Source organism: Ewingella allii (genome assembly GCF_044430645.1).
In the GTDB taxonomy this organism is placed as follows: domain Bacteria; phylum Pseudomonadota; class Gammaproteobacteria; order Enterobacterales; family Enterobacteriaceae; genus Ewingella; species Ewingella allii.
Genome location: NZ_JAWUDN010000005.1, coordinates 259202 through 277811, shown reverse-complemented (window position 1 = coordinate 277811; position 18610 = coordinate 259202). Strand labels below are relative to the sequence as shown.

At 55.1% G+C, this 18610-nt stretch carries 14 protein-coding genes; 8 read left to right on the top strand and 6 right to left on the bottom strand.

The genetic code is table 11. The features are described from left to right. Positions 1-2 precede the first annotated feature (2 nt). The 3 genes from SBO83_RS13645 to pilM are packed head-to-tail and all read right to left on the bottom strand — an operon-like array spanning position 3 to position 2275. Positions 3-866 carry a hypothetical protein gene (locus SBO83_RS13645; protein ID WP_396131880.1) on the bottom strand — a complete coding sequence of 288 codons (864 nt, stop codon included), beginning with the start codon at positions 864-866 and terminating at the stop codon, positions 3-5. Between the two features lie 15 nt (positions 867-881). Next, complete coding sequence (locus SBO83_RS13640; protein ID WP_396131879.1) at positions 882-1427, bottom strand: PilN domain-containing protein; 546 nt, start codon at positions 1425-1427, stop codon at positions 882-884. After that, the gene (gene pilM, locus SBO83_RS13635) at positions 1427-2275 is read right to left on the bottom strand and encodes a pilus assembly protein PilM (protein ID WP_396131878.1); all 849 of its coding nucleotides are present in this window, start codon (positions 2273-2275) and stop codon (positions 1427-1429) included. The genes SBO83_RS13640 and pilM overlap by 1 nt, the downstream gene beginning before the upstream one ends. A gap of 121 nt (positions 2276-2396) precedes the next feature. Between pilM and mrcA the strand changes: the two genes are divergently transcribed. Continuing rightward, a complete protein-coding gene (gene mrcA / locus SBO83_RS13630; protein WP_396131877.1) occupies positions 2397-4952 on the top strand; it encodes a peptidoglycan glycosyltransferase/peptidoglycan DD-transpeptidase MrcA in 2556 nt (851 codons plus the stop codon). A gap of 99 nt (positions 4953-5051) precedes the next feature. On the opposite strand, the gene nudE is transcribed toward mrcA, so the two are convergent. Continuing rightward, positions 5052-5609, bottom strand: coding sequence for an ADP compounds hydrolase NudE (nudE, locus tag SBO83_RS13625; protein ID WP_396131876.1), 558 nt, complete (start codon positions 5607-5609; stop codon positions 5052-5054). 474 nt (positions 5610-6083) lie between these two features. Here nudE and SBO83_RS13620 point away from each other — a divergent pair, with 474 nt between their 5' ends. The 5 genes from SBO83_RS13620 to pckA all read left to right on the top strand — a co-directional run bounded on the left by SBO83_RS13620 (position 6084) and on the right by pckA (position 12286). Beyond that, complete coding sequence (locus tag SBO83_RS13620; RefSeq protein WP_353503602.1) at positions 6084-8231, top strand: intracellular growth attenuator family protein; 2148 nt, start codon at positions 6084-6086, stop codon at positions 8229-8231. A gap of 154 nt (positions 8232-8385) precedes the next feature. Beyond that, positions 8386-9090: a GMP/IMP nucleotidase gene (gene yrfG / locus SBO83_RS13615; protein WP_396131875.1), complete on the top strand. Its 705-nt coding sequence runs from the start codon at positions 8386-8388 to the stop codon at positions 9088-9090. A 9-nt stretch (positions 9091-9099) separates the two neighbouring features. Further along, a complete protein-coding gene (gene hslR, locus SBO83_RS13610; protein ID WP_353503604.1) occupies positions 9100-9504 on the top strand; it encodes a ribosome-associated heat shock protein Hsp15 in 405 nt (134 codons plus the stop codon). A 30-nt stretch (positions 9505-9534) separates the two neighbouring features. After that, on the top strand, positions 9535-10419 hold the full coding sequence (hslO, locus tag SBO83_RS13605; RefSeq protein WP_353503605.1) for an Hsp33 family molecular chaperone HslO: 885 nt from the start codon (positions 9535-9537) through the stop codon (positions 10417-10419). A 247-nt stretch (positions 10420-10666) separates the two neighbouring features. Further along, positions 10667-12286, top strand: a complete 1620-nt coding sequence (gene pckA, locus SBO83_RS13600) for a phosphoenolpyruvate carboxykinase (ATP) (RefSeq protein ID WP_396131874.1) — start codon at positions 10667-10669, stop codon at positions 12284-12286. A 652-nt stretch (positions 12287-12938) separates the two neighbouring features. Here the strand turns inward: pckA and envZ are convergent. Continuing rightward, positions 12939-14300 carry a two-component system sensor histidine kinase EnvZ gene (gene envZ / locus SBO83_RS13595; protein ID WP_396131873.1) on the bottom strand — a complete coding sequence of 454 codons (1362 nt, stop codon included), beginning with the start codon at positions 14298-14300 and terminating at the stop codon, positions 12939-12941. After that, positions 14297-15016, bottom strand: a complete 720-nt coding sequence (gene ompR / locus SBO83_RS13590) for an osmolarity response regulator transcription factor OmpR (RefSeq protein WP_009635740.1) — start codon at positions 15014-15016, stop codon at positions 14297-14299. Before ompR ends, envZ begins: the two co-directional genes overlap by 4 nt. A gap of 284 nt (positions 15017-15300) precedes the next feature. Between ompR and greB the strand changes: the two genes are divergently transcribed. Beyond that, positions 15301-15789: a transcription elongation factor GreB gene (greB, locus tag SBO83_RS13585; protein ID WP_353503608.1), complete on the top strand. Its 489-nt coding sequence runs from the start codon at positions 15301-15303 to the stop codon at positions 15787-15789. 112 nt (positions 15790-15901) lie between these two features. Further along, complete coding sequence (locus SBO83_RS13580) at positions 15902-18247, top strand: Tex-like N-terminal domain-containing protein (protein WP_396131872.1); 2346 nt, start codon at positions 15902-15904, stop codon at positions 18245-18247. The last annotated feature ends 363 nt before the right edge of the window (positions 18248-18610 follow it).

Here is an 18610-nt window from a genome sequence, read left to right as displayed (position 1 = left end):
CCTTATTGGCGACCTAACTGGAGCGTAAATTGTTGAGCAGCACAGGGAGACTGGTCTAAGTCAAACACCACCTCGCGAGGCGTGACGGCGTCGACCCGCCAGCCAGAAGCAGCGTCGCGCCACCCGGTGGAAGCCTTTTGCCAGCCCGCGCCCGGCCACATCAGCCAACTTTTCCGCTGGTCGCCGCTACCGATAATCCCGCCCAGCAATACGCCTTTAAAGCTATGGGCTGAGTCTGGGCAGGAAGCGGATTGAGTTGGAGCGAAAGGGTCCCGCCCCCCGCTTTCACTCTTCTTATGCTCCGCGAGCAGCTTGGGTCTGAGCCTCTCGGCGGTTAAATCGAAGCGAGCCTCCAATTGCCCGCCCACTGCCCGCAGGCTGAGTTGATGCCAACTCGGCGAGTTGGGGCTGTCGGCCAACTGGCGCATCAATTCCATTAACGCCTCAAAGCTGGCCTTCACCGACAAACTGCCCTGCTCCGCGTCTGGTTCAGACGGCAGAGGTGAGACGCCACGCTCGGCGGGTTGCCACTGAACTAAAGTGCTTTTCGACTCGCGCAGCGGCGTGGCTATCTGTTCAAGCAGAGGCACTGGCTGCTGCTCGCTGCTCGCAAGTAGCGGCTTTTGTTGCTGCAAAAGCACCGCCAGCGCAGGCTGGGTCAGCAAAGTTTTCTGCTGCTGTAAAACGCCCTGCTGCAAATCAGCACTTTGCTGGCGAGCCTCTTGCCGTTGCTGCAAAGCGGCGCTGAGCAGGAAGAAGTAGAGCAGCCCTCCGCACGCGCCGCCGAGCAAGAGCAGCATCAAGATTCGGTTCCAAACTGGCTGGTCCAGCGCGTGGTCAAAGGCACTCAGTAAGGCTTGATTCATCGCCTTCTCCTTTATTTAGTCGCGTTGTGGAACCGCGAGGCGCAGTTGCATCAAGAAGTGCAGGTTGTGATTGGGCTGGCGTTGGATATCCAGCAGCCGGACCTCGGCGAGAAGCAGCTCCTGCTGTAATGCCTGAGAGAAAGCCATCACGCCGTGGTAAATCGTCGATTCGCCTTGCAGCCTGAGCACGCCGCTGGCTCCTTCATTTATTTGAGTGAGCCACAGGCCGTCGGGAATGTTCTGTGAAAGCAAACCTAGCAGTTGCAAATAAGCACCACTCAGCTCATAGCGCTGCTGGCGCTGGCGGGCGGTTAACTGTAGCGACGCTAATTGCTGCCGAGCTTCACCAACCTTCTTAAGTTGCACGTCTAACCGCGTTTGCCACTCAACCCAGTGCCGCGCGGCTTTTGTCTGTTCCGCCACATCGCGCTGAATAAGCCACCACCACGCCAAGGCCGCCAGCAGAATGAGTATCAGCGGCAGCGCCGTCAGGCACAGCCAAAGGCGTTTACGCTGCTGCCTTTGCTGGGCGCGCCACGGCAGTAAATTCACCTGCAACATCAGTTATCCCTCGCTCTCAGGGCTAAGCCCATTGCCAGCGCGAAGGCCGCAGGGTTGGCTGGCAGCGGCGGGGAAAGCTGGGTTAATGCACGAAAAGGCGACCACGCGCCGACGCCCAAAGGCAACTCTTCAACCTGGGAGCTGCTGAACAGCATCTCTTCGTCGCAGAGCTTTGCCGCGCGGTACTGTTCTTTTGCCAGACCTGAGAGCTGGCTGATGTCTTTGACTTCCTGCGTGTCAAACACACCAAATTGAAACGGCAATCCGTGCGGCGAAACCCACAGCCAGCCTTCATCAAGCCGGTGCAGCAGCAGCTTCTCCGCGCTTTCCCCTGCGGCGCTGGCGGCCAGCTGCAGCGCACAGGGGGCCAGCTCGACCGCTTCAGGCACGAGATGTGATTCAGCCAGAAAACGCTGCCACTGCTGCATCTCTTCCCGGCGGGCTGCCGTAACAATGATGTTTTGCGCGTCCATCGGCGCGGCACGGTAGTCCATCACCAGTTGCTCAACGCTGAGCGGGAAGTGTTTTGCTCCACTGGCAAAGATAAAAGCGCTGCGTGCGGCGCCAGACAGCCGGACATCAGGCTGGGGGAGGCTGTGCTGCATAACCCGATGAGCAGGAAGGCAAATTCGCAACGAAATTTTTACAGGAAGGGTGCTGCGCCAATTCGATAAAATAGCTGAAAGCGCCGTGGTCTCATGTAAAATCCCCCCGCGTAAAGAAAGTGGGGGCAGAGGATGCTCCCACCACTGCCTCAGTTGCCAACCGTAATGTCGCCGTTGGACGGCGATCGCTCGGGCAAAACCAGCTTGAATATCCAGGCCTACCTGCCATGCTTGTGATCGCATTTGCGTCTGATCTCCATATCGTCAAGTTCATAAAAGAACGTATCCATGTCGTAGGCTTGCCTTTATACTACCGCGCGGTTGTTTATAAACTGCCCAATTGCCACTAAATGGGAAATCTCAGGTGAAGTTCGTAAAGTATTTTTTGATTCTTGCAGTGTGTTGCATTTTGCTGGGAGCAGCCTCGATATTTGGCTTGTACAAATATATCGAGCCACAGCTTCCTGACGTTGCCACGCTTAAAGACGTGCGCTTGCAAACACCTATGCAGGTTTATAGTGCTGACGGCGATTTGATCGCCCAGTACGGTGAAAAACGTCGTATCCCGCTGAAACTCGACCAGATCCCACCGGAGCTGGTGCATGCCTTTATTGCGACGGAGGACAGCCGTTTCTACGAGCACCATGGCGTTGACCCTATCGGTATTTTCCGTGCGGCTTCCGTGGCGCTGGTCTCCGGCCACGCGTCCCAAGGTGCGAGTACCATTACTCAGCAGCTGGCGCGTAACTTCTTCTTAAGCCCTGAACGCACCTTGACCCGTAAAATCAAAGAGGCGTTTCTGGCTATCCGCATTGAACAAATGATGAACAAGGATGAGATCCTTGAGCTTTATTTGAACAAGATTTATCTGGGCTATCGCGCTTACGGCGTGGGCGCTGCGGCACAGGTCTATTTCGGCAAAGAGGTGAATCAGCTGACGTTGAGCGAGATGGCAGTGATTGCCGGTCTGCCAAAAGCGCCATCAACCTTCAACCCGCTTTATTCTCACGATCGCTCGTTGGCCCGTCGTAATACCGTTCTGGCCCGTATGCTGGATGAGAAATACATCACGCAGGCCCAGTACGATCAGGCTCGCGCTGAGCCACTGGTTGCCAATTACCACGCCCCGCACATTGAGTTTTCAGCCCCATACCTGACCGAGATGGTTCGTCAGGAAATGGTGAAACGTTATGGCGACAACGCCTATAACGACGGCTACATGGTTTACACCACCATCACCAAGAAAACCCAGCTGGCGGCGCAAGAGGCCGTGCGCACCAACGTGCTGAACTATGACATGCGCCACGGCTATCGCGGCCCATCGAACCAATTGTGGAAAGTGGGCGAAACGCCGTGGGATGAGCAGAAAATCGTTCAGTCACTGAAAACCCTGCCAGTCTACGGCCCGCTGTTCCCAGCCGTGGTGACTCAGGTTGACGGCGAGCAGGCAACGGCGACCATGGCCAACCGTGCGGTGATTTCTCTGCCGTTTAGCGGTATGCGCTGGGCGCGTCCTTACCGTACTGACAACAGCCAAGGCCCGACGCCGAAGAAAGTTTCTGACGTGGTGCAGCCGGGACAGCAGATTTGGGTGCGTAAAGTTGGTGACGTTTGGTGGTTGGCGCAGGTTCCTGATGTCAACTCGGCGCTGGTCTCCCTCAACCCGAATACCGGTGCTGTTGAAGCGCTGGTCGGCGGTTTTGACTTCAACCAGAGCAAGTTCAACCGTGCGACGCAGGCTCTGCGCCAGTTAGGTTCGAACATCAAGCCGTTCCTGTATACCGCGGCGATGGACAAGGGCCTGACGCTGGCAACCATTCTTAACGACATGCCTATCACTCGTTGGGATGCCGGTGCCGGTCAAGATTGGCGTCCGAAGAACTCCCCTCCAACCTATGCTGGGCCGATCCGCCTGCGTCAGGGTCTGGGTGAGTCTAAGAACGTGGTCATGGTGCGTGCGATGCGTGCAATGGGCGTGGACTACGCGGCGGAATACCTGCTGCGCTTTGGGTTCCCAGCGGCCAACATCGTTCACTCCGAGTCGCTGGCGCTGGGTTCTGCTTCCTTCACTCCGTTGCAGGTGGTTCGTGGCTATGCGGCACTGACCAACGGCGGTTATCTGGTTGACCCTTACTTCATCACCAAAATCGTTGATGAGTCAGGTCAGGTCCAGTTTGAAGCGAAACCAAAAATTGCCTGCCGCACCTGTAATATTCCGGTGATTTACGGCGACACGCAGAAATCAGCCGTGCTATCTGACGACAACGTCGAAAACGTGGCGGTTTCCAGCGAAGGCAATAACAACAACAGCGTGCCGATGCCAAAACTGGAGCAAGTCCCAGAAGGCCCACAGCCTGCGGGTGAAGACCAGTATGCGCCGCACGTGATCAGCACCCCGCTCTCCTTCCTGATCAGCGATGCGATGAACACCAATATCTTTGGTGAACCAGGTTGGATGGGCACCGGCTGGCGCGCGGGTCGTGACCTGAAGCGTAACGACATTGGCGGTAAAACCGGTACAACCAACAGCTCGAAAGATGCCTGGTTCTCTGGCTATGGCCCGGATGTTGTAACCTCAGTGTGGATTGGTTTTGACGATCACCGTCGCGACCTCGGCCGCACCACGGCTTCTGGCGCGATTCCTGACCAGATCTCTGGGGCGGAAGGCGGCGCGAAGAGTGCTCAGCCAGCGTGGGATGACTACATGAAAGCCGTGCTGGAAGGCGTACCTGTGCAGAAGCAGACGCCTCCGCCGGGCATCGTGACCGTCACTATCGACAAGCAGACGGGCAAACTGTCTGATGGCGGCGGTGCCAGCCGTCCTGAGTACTTTATCGATGGAACCCAGCCAACCGAGCACGCCGTGCACGAGGTGGGGACAACGATCATGGACAACGGTCAGGAACACGAGCTGTTCTAATGGCCTAACGCCTGAAACAAAAAAGCCGGTCTGCATCATGCATGACCGGCTTTTTTTATGTCTATTGCTGGGAGAAAGCGGCTAAGTAAAGGTAGCGGCTTACATCGCGTTTCGCGTCAGGAAATCGTGAGCGAGGAACAGCGCGCTGACGTTACGCGCTTCATTGAAGTCAGGCTCTTTCAGCAGTTCCAGCATGCGGGCAATCGGCCAGCGCGTTTGCGGCAAAGGCTCCGGCTCATCGCCTTCCAAACTTTGCGGGTACAACCCTTTGGCAATCACGATATTCATCCGGCTGGAGAAATAAGAGGGTGCCATGGTCAGCTTCGAGAGAAACTCTAACTGATGAGCGCCGTAGCCCACCTCTTCCATCAGCTCACGGTTGGCGGCTTCAAATACCGTTTCGCCCGGATCAATCAGTCCTTTTGGAAAACCCAGCTCATAGCTGTCGATACCCACGGCGTACTCGTGAATCAGCAGCAGATCATCGCCGATAACCGGAACAATCAGCACTGCTTCGCGATTAGAGGGGCGCATACGCTCATACACGCGCTGCACGCCATTACTGAAGGAGAGATCGACGGATTCGATAGTAAATAAGCGAGAGCTGGCAACAGTCTCCACTTTTAGAATCTCAGGTTTTTGCAGGTGCTTATCCATGGTTTCCCCAATTTATTGTTCACCTGGCACGGTGTCGCAATGGGTTTCAGTTCATTGTCACTTGATGGCATTGTGCGTTAATGCGAACCTTCATCGCAATATTTGTGCGACATAAATTCGGCAACCTCAACAAAGCTGAACAATTTCGCAGAAATAACTAGGTGATTTACGTCGCAATTTATATAAACACCCATTAACAAAAAGCACGACGCATAAAAATAGGATTATACCGATACCCGCTTCGTTAAGAATATTGGTATGATCCAAAGTGGCTGTTTTTACGTGATAAGTAGGCGGTATACGCCACATTCGGCTCACAAAAGAGAGCCGCTAAAAACAACCCATGAATTAATCCTTTCCAGCACAGTTTAAATTGTGCTGATGGATTTCATTGTTAAATCTTTGTTTTGATAGACTATTTTTACTTATGAATTCACAGCGTGTTGATACAAATCATCTTAATCAGGGGATCGGATGAGCACAGTAATCGTGACACTATTCTTATTGTGTATCACCGCAATTGCCGCAGGCGTATTCTTCTGGTTTATCGTCCGACGTCGCAATACTGCATCTTCAACCGTGCATTTCAGCAAACCCAATCAGCGCAAGCTTACGCAGCATGAAAGAGATGCCGTCGAGCAATATTTGCGTCAACACGAAAAACTGAGCCAAACGCCAATTACTCATCGCAGTAACCTGATGGTTTTGCGAGATAAACTGACGCTCACCGCCAAAAGTGAAAACGTCTACGCGGTCACGCGGGCGATCACCCGTTACGGCGTCGCCAGCGAAGATCCCAATAAATGGCGATATTTCCTCGAAACGACCGAAGTGCATCTGCCGCCGTTTTGGGAACAGTACATCGCGCAAGAAAACCACGTTGAGCTGATTAAAACCCAGACAGTCCCCTTGGTTATCTCGCTCAACGGCCATTCGCTGGTCAATCATATTTACGAACGCTCGGCCCCGGCCCCTTCCGTTATCCCGACTCCTCCGCAGAACGCCTCGATTCGCCATGAAGAGAGTGAACACATTCAGTTGGTCAAAGTTCGCCATGAAACCCGCGAAGAGCACGCCCTGACGCGCTCCAACGGCGTGCGCGAAGCCATTGCTATCTCGGCCATTATGCTGCTGTTGTTTATTACGCTGGTAGGACCGGCGGTGATCCTGCCGTGGACGCTGGCTCTGGCGGTGGTGCTGGCGGGTTGGGTAAGCTGGCGCTACTTGGCTGAACGCCTGGGCAAGCATCGCAAAGAGATCCACTGTCTGCGCGGCCAGCCTAAGCGCTGGGGCCTGTTTGGCGAGTCGAAACAGGGTGATATCAGCAATATTTCTTTGGGCGCGGTAGACCTGATCTATCCGCCGCACTGGCAGCCGTTCATTGCCCGCGATCTGGGTCAGCCGACCGATGTTGAAGTCTATATGAACAGCCAAGTGGTGCGTCAGGGCAGTTACCTGTCGCTGCATGACGAAGTGAAAAATTTCCCGCTGCAACAGTGGGGTAAGAATCTGGTGTTGGCCGCCAGTGCCTTGGTGCTACTGCTGGTTTTGCTGATTTATGTCCCACTCGGATTACCTTTGAAACTCAGCGTCGCGTGGCTGCAAGGCGCGCAGAGCACCCAGGTTAACAGCGTGCAAGCGCTGGAGAAAACGCCGCTGCGGGTTGGCGACACGCTAAAAGTTCAGGGCACCGGCATGTGCTATGTGCCGCCAGAGAGCGCCCGCGCCGCGCCGACCAGCTTCATGCCATTTGACTGCTCTGGCATTTACTGGAACGAAGCCGCGCCGCTGCCAATACCGGAATCAGAATCCATCGACGCTGCCACCGCGCTGCTCACCACGGTGAATACTCAGCTGCATCCAAACGACAGTGGCACCGAGCAGAACATCAACCCACAGCTCGCCACCGCGATTGAAAAATCGGGCATGATCCTGCTGGACGACTTCTCAGATATCGTGTTGAAAACGCAAACATTGTGCAGTAACAGCGATGATTGTGTGCGGCTGAAAAACGCGCTGGTTAATCTGGGCAATGCCGACAACTGGGCAACGCTGGTTAAGCGCGCCAAATCTGGCACCCTGAAAGGCATGAACGTGTTACTACGCCCGGTAAGCGCCCAGTCGCTGAGCGAACTGGTCAATACCGCCACTTCGTCATTCTTCGCGCTGGAAACACGCCGCGCGGCACAGGCGCTCAATAGCCCACCGCCGGGCGGCTTCTTAATCAGCAATGATGAAGGCAAACAGTTGGTCGACCAGCCTGCCCCGCCGGTTTCCCTCTATGCCTATAGCCCGTTAAACCAGTGGAAACAGTTGCAGAATCTCTCTTCCATGCTGCTGCATACGCCATTCACTGCCCAAGGGGTGATCACCAGCATCAACGTTGATGCCAACGGCACGCGGCATATTTCACTGCACAGCGAGCCGGATATCTCGACGCTATGGCGCTATTTAGGCACCAGCTTGTTGTTGATTCTGTTAGTGGTTTGCTTAGTGGTGAACGCCGTGCTGTTGGCAAAACGCATGTTGAAAGACAAACATCGGATGAATGACATACAGCACTACTACAACAACTGCTTCAATCCGACCATCGTCACGCCCGCGCCTCACACGCTGAATTAATCTTTTCAGGTTACAATGAACACCTGACTTCCCTCACGCCAGCCTCGGCGGCGTGAGGGAAGGATGTGCTACCCTGCCGCTTCCTCTGCCCTTTATGATATTTCTCTCCCAGCAACGGCACTCAAGTCGTTCACCGTGGAGATATGGAGCCTGTATGCCACCGGAGTTTGACTGGAATAACATTGATACCCTGCTGCTGGACATGGACGGCACGCTGTTGGATCTCGCCTTCGACAGCCAGTTTTGGCTGCAAGATGTCCCACTGGCGCTGAGCCAGCAGCGCAGCCTGAGTTTCGAAGAAGCTCGGCAATATATTCACGCCGAATACCTCGCCGTCCAGCACACCATGAACTGGTACTGCTTTGACTATTGGTGCAACAAGCTGGATCTGGATATTTACCAGATGACCACCGAGGTCGGCCACAGGGCGCGCCTGCGCGACGATACCCTGCCCTTTTTGCAGCATTTACGCGCCAGCGGCCGCCAGACCATTTTGCTGACCAACGCCCATCCGCACAGCCTTGAGGTCAAGTGCCAGCACACCGGTTTGGACCAGCACCTTGATTTATTACTTTCTACCCACACATTTGGTTATCCAAAGGAAGATCAGCGTTTGTGGCAGGCGGTGCAGCAGAAAACCGGTTTTGATCCACAGCGCACCCTGTTTGTGGATGATGGAGAACCCATCCTCAATGCGGCAAAAACCTTTGGTATCCGCTATTGTCTGGGTATAGAAAATCCCGACTCTACGCTGGCGAACAAAGCGTTTGAGGCCCATCCTTCGATCAGTGACTACCTGAGCCTGCTGCCGTCCATTCAGCCCGTGACAGGCCGGGAAAGCCGATCGTTGCTGACCTAGGGGAGAAATATGAAAGGCAAAACGCCAGAGGATGACAACGGGGTTCGCCTCGACAAATGGCTGTGGGCCGCGCGGTTTTACAAAACGCGAGCCTTAGCGCGTGAGATGATTGATGGCGGCAAAGTGCATTACAACGGCCAGCGCGGCAAGCCGAGTAAGCTGGTTGAAGTGAATGCCGAAATCAAACTGCGTCAGGGAAATGATGAAAAAACCGTCGTGGTTCTGGACCTGACAACCCAGCGGCGAAGCGCCGAAGAGGCGCAAAAGCTTTATCAGGAAACTGAACTAAGCATTACCAGCCGAGAGAAAATCTCTGAGGCGCGTAAAATGAATGCCATGCCACATCCTGATCGGCGCCCTGATAAGAAGGAGCGCCGCAACCTGATTAAATTTAAATATGGCGATGCCGAATAAACGGAAAGTCGCTTAAGTAGAGAGAACAGTATGTCCAATCATGACCAATTACACCGCTACCTGTTCACAAACCACGCTGTGCGCGGTGAACTGGTTTCCCTCAGCGAGACGTTTGAGCAAATCGTCGCTGGCCACGACTATCCGGCAGAAGTTCGCACCTTGCTGGGTGAGATGTTGGTGGCGACCAGCCTGCTGACCGCCACGCTGAAGTTTGATGGCGACATCACCGTACAACTTCAGGGCGATGGCCCACTGAAGCTGGCGGTTATTAACGGTAACAACAAACAAGAGATGCGCGGCGTGGCCCGTCTGCAAGGCGATATCGCAGCCGACAGCTCGCTGAAGCAGATGATTGGCAACGGCTACATGGTGATCACCATTTCCCCAACGGAAGGTGAGCGCTATCAGGGCGTGGTTGATTTAGAAGGCGAAACGCTGGCGGAATGTCTGGAAAACTACTTCCTGCGTTCAGAGCAGCTGCCAACGCGCATCTTTATTCGTACCGGCGAGTCCGAGGGTAAAGCCGCGGCGGGCGGCCTGCTGCTGCAAGTGCTGCCTGCGCAAGAGACTGACCCGGAAGAGTTCAGCCACCTGTCACAGCTGACCACCACCATCAAAGCGGAAGAGCTGTTCACCCTGCCAGCCACCGAAGTGCTGTACCGCCTGTATCATCAGGAAGAAGTGACGGTCTACGAACCGCAAGACGTCTGCTTCCGCTGCACCTGCTCCCGCGAGCGTTGTGCAGATGCCCTGATGACCCTGCCGGGCGAAGAAGTGCTCGAGATGCTAGAAGAAGATGGCAAAATCGAAATGCACTGTGATTACTGTGGCAGCGATTACGCGTTCGACGCCATGGACCTGGCAACCTACAAAGCCAGCGGCAATCTGCCGGACGCCGACAGCGCCGTTCACTAAACGCCATAAACACCATCAAATACGGAGCAATGTCTGACATTGCTCCGGCTTCATTCAATTACTTTACTTTCGTTACACCGTCTTCGTGCACTGTCTCTCAGAACTGCCAAAAAACCCGCCATAGATGCCATTCTTTGAAGAAAACCGCAGATAAAAAGCCATAAATCTTTACAATTGCAGTGCATTTCATTTTACATGGCGGCCACAAAGCCGTTCAGATTTGACCATCCGATCTAGGAGCAGGGACATGCCGACCCACCATCTCAGCAAAGAAAAACTGGCCACCTACGGTATCAAGGATACCCGCGAAATTGTTTATAACCCGGATTACGACCTGCTCTTCAAAGAAGAGACAGCACCCGGTCTGCAAGGTTTTGAGCGTGGTCAAGTCACTGAGCTGGGCGCGGTGAATGTTGATACCGGAATCTTTACCGGTCGTTCGCCAAAAGATAAGTATATTGTGCGCGATGACACCACTCGAGACACCGTCTGGTGGGCCGATCAGGGCAAAGGGAAGAATGACAATAAGCCGCTCAGCCAGGAAGTGTGGAGCGAGCTGAAAGCGCTGGTGACTCAGCAACTCTCTTCTAAACGCCTGTTCATCATTGACGCCTTCTGCGGCGCCAACGCGGATTCACGTCTGAAAGTCCGCTTTATTACCGAAGTGGCTTGGCAGGCGCATTTCGTGAAAAACATGTTCATCCGCCCAACGGACGCCGAGCTGGAAAACTTCGAGCCTGATTTCATCGTGATGAACGGCGCGAAATGCACCAACCCGAACTGGCAGCAGCAAGGTCTAAACTCTGAGAACTTTGTGGCGTTCAACCTGACCGAGCGCATTCAGCTGATTGGCGGCTCCTGGTACGGCGGCGAGATGAAAAAAGGCATGTTCTCGGTGATGAACTACCTGCTACCACTGCAAGGTATTGCCTCCATGCACTGTTCCGCCAACGTCGGCGAAAAAGGCGACGTGGCGGTATTCTTCGGCCTGTCCGGCACCGGCAAAACCACTCTGTCCACCGACCCGAAACGCCAGCTGATTGGCGACGACGAGCACGGCTGGGATGACGACGGCGTGTTCAACTTTGAAGGTGGCTGCTACGCCAAAACCATCAAGCTGAGCAAAGAAGCCGAGCCAGACATTTATGGCGCCATCACCCGCGACGCGCTGCTGGAAAACGTGGTAGTAGATGCCGCCGGTAAAATCGATTTCGACGACAACTCCAAAACCGAAAACACCCGCGTTTCCTACCCGATTTACCACATCCACAACATTGTTAAGCCCGTTTCCAAAGCTGGCCACGCGACCAAAGTGATTTTCCTGACCGCAGACGCGTTCGGCGTTCTGCCGCCGGTATCACGCCTGACTGCCGATCAGACCCAATATCATTTCCTCTCTGGCTTCACCGCCAAGCTGGCAGGGACCGAGCGCGGCGTCACCGAGCCCACCCCAACCTTCTCCGCCTGTTTCGGCGCAGCCTTCTTAATGCTGCACCCGACACAGTACGCCGAAGTGCTGGTAAAACGTATGGAAGCTGCCGGAGCTCAAGCCTATCTGGTGAACACCGGCTGGAACGGCACGGGCAAACGCATTTCTATCCAGAACACCCGCGCCATCATCGACGCCATCCTGAATGGCACCATCGATGACGCCGAAACCTTCACTCTGCCAGTCTTCAACCTCGCCGTACCCACCGCGCTGCCGGGCGTAGACACCCACATCCTCGATCCGCGCAACACCTACGGTTCTGCCGAGCAATGGCAAGAGAAGGCCCACGACCTCGCACAGCAGTTCGTGACTAACTTTGATAAGTACACGGATACCGAGGCGGGAGCGCGGTTAGTCGCTGCGGGGCCAAAGCTTTAAAAAGCTTTAGCAAATTTTGAAGGTCAAGGTCGTGGGCACCGGCCCACACCGGCCTTAAGGTCAAGGTCGTGCGCTGCCGCCACACCGGCCTCAAGGGGCGCCTATCGCCGCGCCCCTTGAGAATCCCCGGCTCTTTTACTGCGCGCTTCGCTTGTTGGAGGGACATGTTTCAGTCACTTCAGTTCACACCGCAAAATGTCGCCGCTTAGGCGGTTCCCGAATTTCAGGCTTCGAGCCTTTGGTCTCGAACCATTCATTCGGCGCCATTTTTGAGCGCGCTTTTGAGGCTTTTCAATCGTCCCTTTTCAGTAGGTTCAGGTTTGTTTTGCGAATTGAATGAAACGGTTCGGCGTAAATGCCAGTAGGCCGCGTTCAGAAATGACGCCGAGCAAGAGGTGGAAAACCGCGCCTTTTTTGCGCGGGTTGTAATCCCGCAGCGAGGGAACCGCCTAAGCGGCGGCTTTTCGCGGCTGTCATTATGGTGACTGAAACACGTCCATTCCAACCCTGCGAAGCCTCGATCTCACAGCAATAAAAAACGCAGGGTTCCAAGGGAGGCGCGTTTACGCCTCCCTTGGTCGGTGTGGGCCGACGCCCACGGTTTTGAATTTGAACTTAAGGCTTGAGGAGCAAGGGGCTATACCCCCTTAACTCAAACGGTTTTCTGCGGAAGTGAAGTCACAACTGCCTTCTCCACCGGCAGGGGGAGATATGCCCGAATGCGGAGTCCACCGCGCGGGCTGCGGCCGATATCTAGCGAACCGGCGTGGGCATCGATGATGCGCTGCACAATCGCTAAACCTAGTCCGGTGCCGCTGGTAGTGCGGGCGCTGTCGCCGCGAACAAATGGCTGGAACAGGTGCTTCAGCTGGCTTGGTTCAATGCCGGGACCGTCGTCTTCAACCTGGAACCAACCGCGCTGCAACTCCTTGCCGCTGCTGACTTTTATCCAGCCGTTGCCGTAGCGGGCGGCGTTCACCACCATATTCACCACGGCGCGTTTGATAGACAGCGGATGCACATTGACCAGCACTTCGCCGCTGACCAAATCGCTATCGATTTCACGCTCGTATCCACTTTCGGCGGCAATCACTTCGCCGAGAATCGAGTTGAGATCGCACTCTTCGGTCTGCAACTCCTGCCCGGTGCGCAGATAATCGATGAACTGCTCGATAATGGCATTGCACTCTTCGATGTCCTTGTTGATGGACTCCGCGAGGTAGCCATCGCCGTCGCTCATCATCTCCGTCGCTAAACGAATACGGGTCAACGGCGTGCGCAGGTCGTGGCTGACACCGGCCATCAGCAAGGTTCGGTCGTCGGCAAGCTGCTTCACGCCGGCGGCCATCTGGTTGAACGCGCGGGTCACCGAACGCACCTCAGACGCGCCGTACTCGCGCAGCGGGGCCGGGATTATCCCCTTACCCACCTGCAATGCGGCGTGTTCGAGTTCCACCAAGGGTCGGTTTTGAATACGGATAAACAGCCATGCGCCGCCTATGGCTAACAGCATAATCGCCAAGGTGTAGCGGAACAGCGGGGAGAAATCGCCCTGATGAATTTCGGTCAACGGCACGCGCACCCAGATGTCAGGCGACAGCCAGGTTTTCAGCCACACGACCGGGGTATTCTTGTTCACTTCGACGCGAACATCGGTTGGGCCACCGAGCTGCTGCGCCATTTGCTGACTGAGAAATTCGTAGTGTTGCGCCCAACGCAGCCCGCTCTCTTCAGCGGCAGAGTTGGTATAGAGGGAAATCCCCAGCTCGCGGTAGATTTCGCGGCGGAATGCAGGAGGAACGGCCAGCAGCGTGCCATCTTCCAGCTGCAACTGATCGGTCATGAGCATACGCACTTCGTAAGCCAAGACCTTATTGAACTGTTGCAGACTCGGCAGAATGGCGAAATTCAGCACGACCAAATAGGTCGTCACCAAGCTGACGAACAGCAAGGTGACGATCAATAGCAGGGTTCGGGCAAACGAGCTACGCGGTGAAAAGCGTATTCGTCTCATGCCTTACTGCCGTCCGGTACAAAGACGTAACCCAAGCCCCAAACGGTTTGGATGTAACGTGGGTGTGCCGGATCTTCTTCCACCATGCGGCGCAGGCGGGAAATTTGCACGTCGATGGAACGCTCCATGGCGCTGTATTCGCGGCCACGAGCCAAGTTCATCAACTTGTCGCGAGATAATGGCTCACGCGGATGGCTGACCAAGGCTTTCAACACGGCAAACTCGCCGCTGGTCAATGGCATAGGCTCATCTTCACGGAACATCTCGCGGGTGCCGAGGTTCAGTTTGAACTTACCGAAGGAGATCACCGCTTCTTCTTGAGAAGGCGCGCCCGGCAGTTCATTAGCCTGACGGCGCAGCACGGCGCGGATACGGGCCAGCAGTTCACGCGGGTTAAATGGCTTAGGAATATAGTCATCGGCGCCGATTTCCAGACCAACGATACGGTCAACTTCTTCACCTTTCGCGGTAACCATAATGATTGGCATCGGGTTACTTTGGCTGCGCAGGCGGCGGCAAATGGACAGGCCGTCTTCGCCAGGAAGCATTAAATCCAGCACCATCAGGTGGAATGATTCACGAGTCAGCAAGCGATCCATCTGTTCGGCGTTCGCTACGCTGCGTACCTGAAAACCTTGTTCGGTCAGGTAACGTTCTAAAAGAGCCCGCAGGCGCATATCGTCATCAACAACCAGAATCTTATGATTCTCTTGCATTTTTATTACTCCCAAAGGCATGAATACCCGAAGTCTGTATTGTTAGAAATTCGTGCTAAAACAGACAGCTATTAATGGTATATATTCTAGTCGAAATTGTTACAAAGATTATGCTTTTCCTAATTTATCAACAATTTTCAGCGGCTACTCACGCCCCCGGTAACATAAATCAGCATGATTGCCACTTTACCTCTTTCCGGCTAATTTGCTCTAGCAATCTTGAGCCTGCAACCCGGCTATGAAAATATCCCCCTTTGGCGCACAGACTCACTCGTGAACAGAATATGAAAACCAAACTGATTACCCGCGAAGGTTATAACAAACTTAAGCAAGAGCTGGACTTCCTCTGGCGCGAAGAGCGGCCCGAAGTGACCAAGAAAGTCACCTGGGCTGCCAGCCTTGGCGACCGCAGTGAAAACGCCGATTACCAATATAATAAGAAGCGCCTGCGCGAGATTGACCGCCGGGTGCGCTATCTGACCAAGTGCCTTGAGCAACTGCGCATTGTCGATTACTCGCCGCAGCAAAAAGGCAAAGTGTTCTTTGGGGCCTGGGTTGATATCGAAAATGACGACGGCGACACCAAGCGTTTTCGCATCGTCGGCTATGACGAAATTTTTGGCCGCAAAGATTACATTTCTATCGACTCGCCGATGGCCCGCGCCCTGCTGAAGAAAGAGGTGGGCGACAGCGCCGTGGTGCAAACCCCGGTGGGCGAAGCCATGTGGTATGTGAATGAAATCAACTATGATGAACAAGCGCCGAGTTCGTAAACCTTCCATGACTCTCAAAACGCCGGTGAGAAGGGCCAGATAACTGGCATTTTTCACCCTCAAAACGTATAACTGTCCCCCAGTTTTATGTCACTCAACGAATGAAAAGCCTATGAATGATCAACTGAGCCGCATTATCGCAACTGAATTGCAGGTTCGCCCGGAGCAGGTTGCTTCCGTGGTGCGTCTGCTGGATGAAGGTAATACCGTGCCATTTATTGCGCGGTATCGTAAGGAAGTCACCGGTGGGTTGGATGATACCCAACTGCGTCAGTTGGACAGCCGTCTGGGCTATCTGCGTGAACTTGAAGATCGCCGCCAAACCATTCTCAAATCCATTGAGGATCAGGGAAAACTGAGCGACGACCTCGCCAAAGCGATTAACACCACGCTGAGCAAAACCGAGCTGGAAGATTTATACCTGCCGTATAAACCTAAGCGCCGGACTCGCGGGCAAATCGCCATTGAAGCTGGCCTCGAGCCGCTGGCCGACCTGCTGTGGAATGAGCCGCAAAACGAGCCGGACGCCACCGCAGCCAAATTCGTTGATGCAGAAAAAGGCGTCGCCGACATCAAAGCCGCCCTTGACGGTGCGCGCTACATCTTAATGGAGCGTTTCGCCGAAGATGCTAGCCTGTTGGCCAAAGTTCGCGACTACCTGTGGAAGAATGCCCACTTAGTCTCTCGCGTGGTCGATGGCAAAGAGCAGGAAGGCGCGAAATTTAGCGACTACTTCGACCATCACGAACCGATTTCCAAAGTCCCTTCTCACCGCGCGCTGGCGATGTTCCGTGGTCGCAACGAAGGCGTGCTGCAACTGGCGCTGAACGCCGATCCGCAGCATGACGAAGCGCCAAAAGAGAGCTATGCCGAACAGCTGATCATTGAGCACCTCGGGCTGCGCCTGAACAATGCGCCAGCCGACGTTTGGCGTCGCGCGGTAGTCAACTGGACATGGCGCATCAAAGTGCTGCTGCACCTTGAAACCGAGCTGATGAGCACGGTGCGCGAGCGCGCCGAAGACGAAGCGATTAACGTCTTCGCCCGCAACATGCACGACCTGCTGATGGCCGCTCCGGCCGGAATGCGCGCCACCATGGGCCTCGACCCCGGCCTGCGCACCGGCGTGAAAGTGGCGGTAGTCGACAACACCGGCAAGCTGGTCGGCATTGACACCGTTTACCCACACACCGGTCAGGCGGCGAAAGCGGCCCAGCAGGTTGCGGCGCTGTGCATCAAACACAATGTTGAACTGGTGGCTATCGGCAACGGCACGGCTTCTCGCGAAACCGAGCGTTTCTTCCTCGACCTGCAAAAACAGTTCCCGGAAGTGAAAGCGCAGAAAGTGATTGTCAGCGAGGCGGGCGCGTCGGTCTATTCAGCCTCTGAGCTGGCGGCGCAGGAGTTCCCCGACCTCGACGTGTCTATTCGTGGCGCGGTTTCTATTGCCCGCCGCCTGCAAGACCCGCTGGCCGAGCTGGTGAAAATCGACCCGAAATCCATTGGTGTCGGCCAGTACCAGCATGACGTCAGCCAGACCCAATTGGCGAAGAAACTCGATGCCGTGGTGGAAGACTGCGTGAACGCCGTGGGCGTTGACCTGAATACCGCCTCGGTGCCGTTGTTGACTCGCGTCGCGGGCCTGACGCGCATGATGGCGCAGAATATTGTCAGCTGGCGCGACGAAAACGGCCAGTTCCGCAACCGTGAGCAGCTGCTGAAAGTGAGCCGTCTGGGGCCAAAAGCCTTTGAACAGTGCGCGGGCTTCCTGCGTATCAACCACGGCGATAACCCGCTGGATGCCTCAACCGTTCACCCGGAAACTTACCCGGTGGTGCAGCGCATTTTGGCGGCCACCAATCTGGCGCTGAAAGAGCTGATGGGCGACTCCAACGCCCTGCGCGGCCTGAAAGCCAGCGAGTTCACCGACGAGCAGTTCGGCGTGCCGACGGTGACCGACATCATCAAAGAGCTGGAAAAGCCAGGGCACGATCCGCGTCCTGAGTTCAAAACCGCGACCTTTGCTGACGGCGTTGAAACCATGAATGACCTGCTGCCGGGCATGGTGCTGGAAGGCTCGGTGACTAACGTGACCAATTTCGGCGCCTTCGTGGATATCGGCGTACATCAGGACGGTCTGGTGCACATCTCTTCGCTGGCGAATAAGTTTGTCGATGACCCTCACACCGTGGTCAAAGCGGGCGATATCGTTAAAGTGAAAGTGATGGAAGTGGACTTGCAGCGTAAGCGTATCGCCCTGACCATGCGTCTGGACGAGCAGCCGGGCGAAACCTCTGCTCGTCGCGGTGGCGGTTCGGCGGCACCTGCCGGTGGCAACGGCCGTGACGCGCAAAAGCGCGGTGCGCCGAACAAACCGGCCGGACGCGCGGCGTCTACGCCTGCGGGCAACAGCGCGATGGGCGACGCCCTCGCCGCCGCCTTTGGTAAAAAGCACTAAAAGCGCCAATTTCTGCTCTTACTCAAAGCCGCTGAATTTCAGCGGCTTTTTTATTATTCTCGCCAATACCCCTACTTCTTGAATGATTACTAATCACGTAATCACTGAGTTAAATCAATAAATCTGCCCTAACAGAGGAATAGGATAGCCCCATCGCGAAGGGAGTCTTTTAGGGAATGTCCCTTTTTTAACTCTCTTCGTGCGTACTAATTATGATAACTATTCGCATTTTTACTTCTAAAAGTAATTAGTCTGGCAAGGCTTCGCCGGACACCAACCAGACCCTATTTCGCAACGATTTACCCCAGTCAGGGGGTAATAACCGGGCAAGGAAGCACGGCGCTATCGCCGTCCCCATTCCGC

Coding starts and splice junctions, on each gene's coding strand:
- SBO83_RS13645 (WP_396131880.1), bottom strand. CDS start 866: ATGAATCAAGCCTTACTGAGTGCCTTTGACCACGCGCTGGACCAGCCA.
- SBO83_RS13640 (WP_396131879.1), bottom strand. CDS start 1,427: ATGTTGCAGGTGAATTTACTGCCGTGGCGCGCCCAGCAAAGGCAGCAG.
- pilM (WP_396131878.1), bottom strand. CDS start 2,275: ATGCGATCACAAGCATGGCAGGTAGGCCTGGATATTCAAGCTGGTTTT.
- nudE (WP_396131876.1), bottom strand. CDS start 5,609: ATGGATAAGCACCTGCAAAAACCTGAGATTCTAAAAGTGGAGACTGTT.
- SBO83_RS13620 (WP_353503602.1), top strand. CDS start 6,084: ATGAGCACAGTAATCGTGACACTATTCTTATTGTGTATCACCGCAATT.
- yrfG (WP_396131875.1), top strand. CDS start 8,386: ATGCCACCGGAGTTTGACTGGAATAACATTGATACCCTGCTGCTGGAC.
- hslR (WP_353503604.1), top strand. CDS start 9,100: ATGAAAGGCAAAACGCCAGAGGATGACAACGGGGTTCGCCTCGACAAA.
- hslO (WP_353503605.1), top strand. CDS start 9,535: ATGTCCAATCATGACCAATTACACCGCTACCTGTTCACAAACCACGCT.
- pckA (WP_396131874.1), top strand. CDS start 10,667: ATGCCGACCCACCATCTCAGCAAAGAAAAACTGGCCACCTACGGTATC.
- envZ (WP_396131873.1), bottom strand. CDS start 14,300: ATGAGACGAATACGCTTTTCACCGCGTAGCTCGTTTGCCCGAACCCTG.
- ompR (WP_009635740.1), bottom strand. CDS start 15,016: ATGCAAGAGAATCATAAGATTCTGGTTGTTGATGACGATATGCGCCTG.
- greB (WP_353503608.1), top strand. CDS start 15,301: ATGAAAACCAAACTGATTACCCGCGAAGGTTATAACAAACTTAAGCAA.
- SBO83_RS13580 (WP_396131872.1), top strand. CDS start 15,902: ATGAATGATCAACTGAGCCGCATTATCGCAACTGAATTGCAGGTTCGC.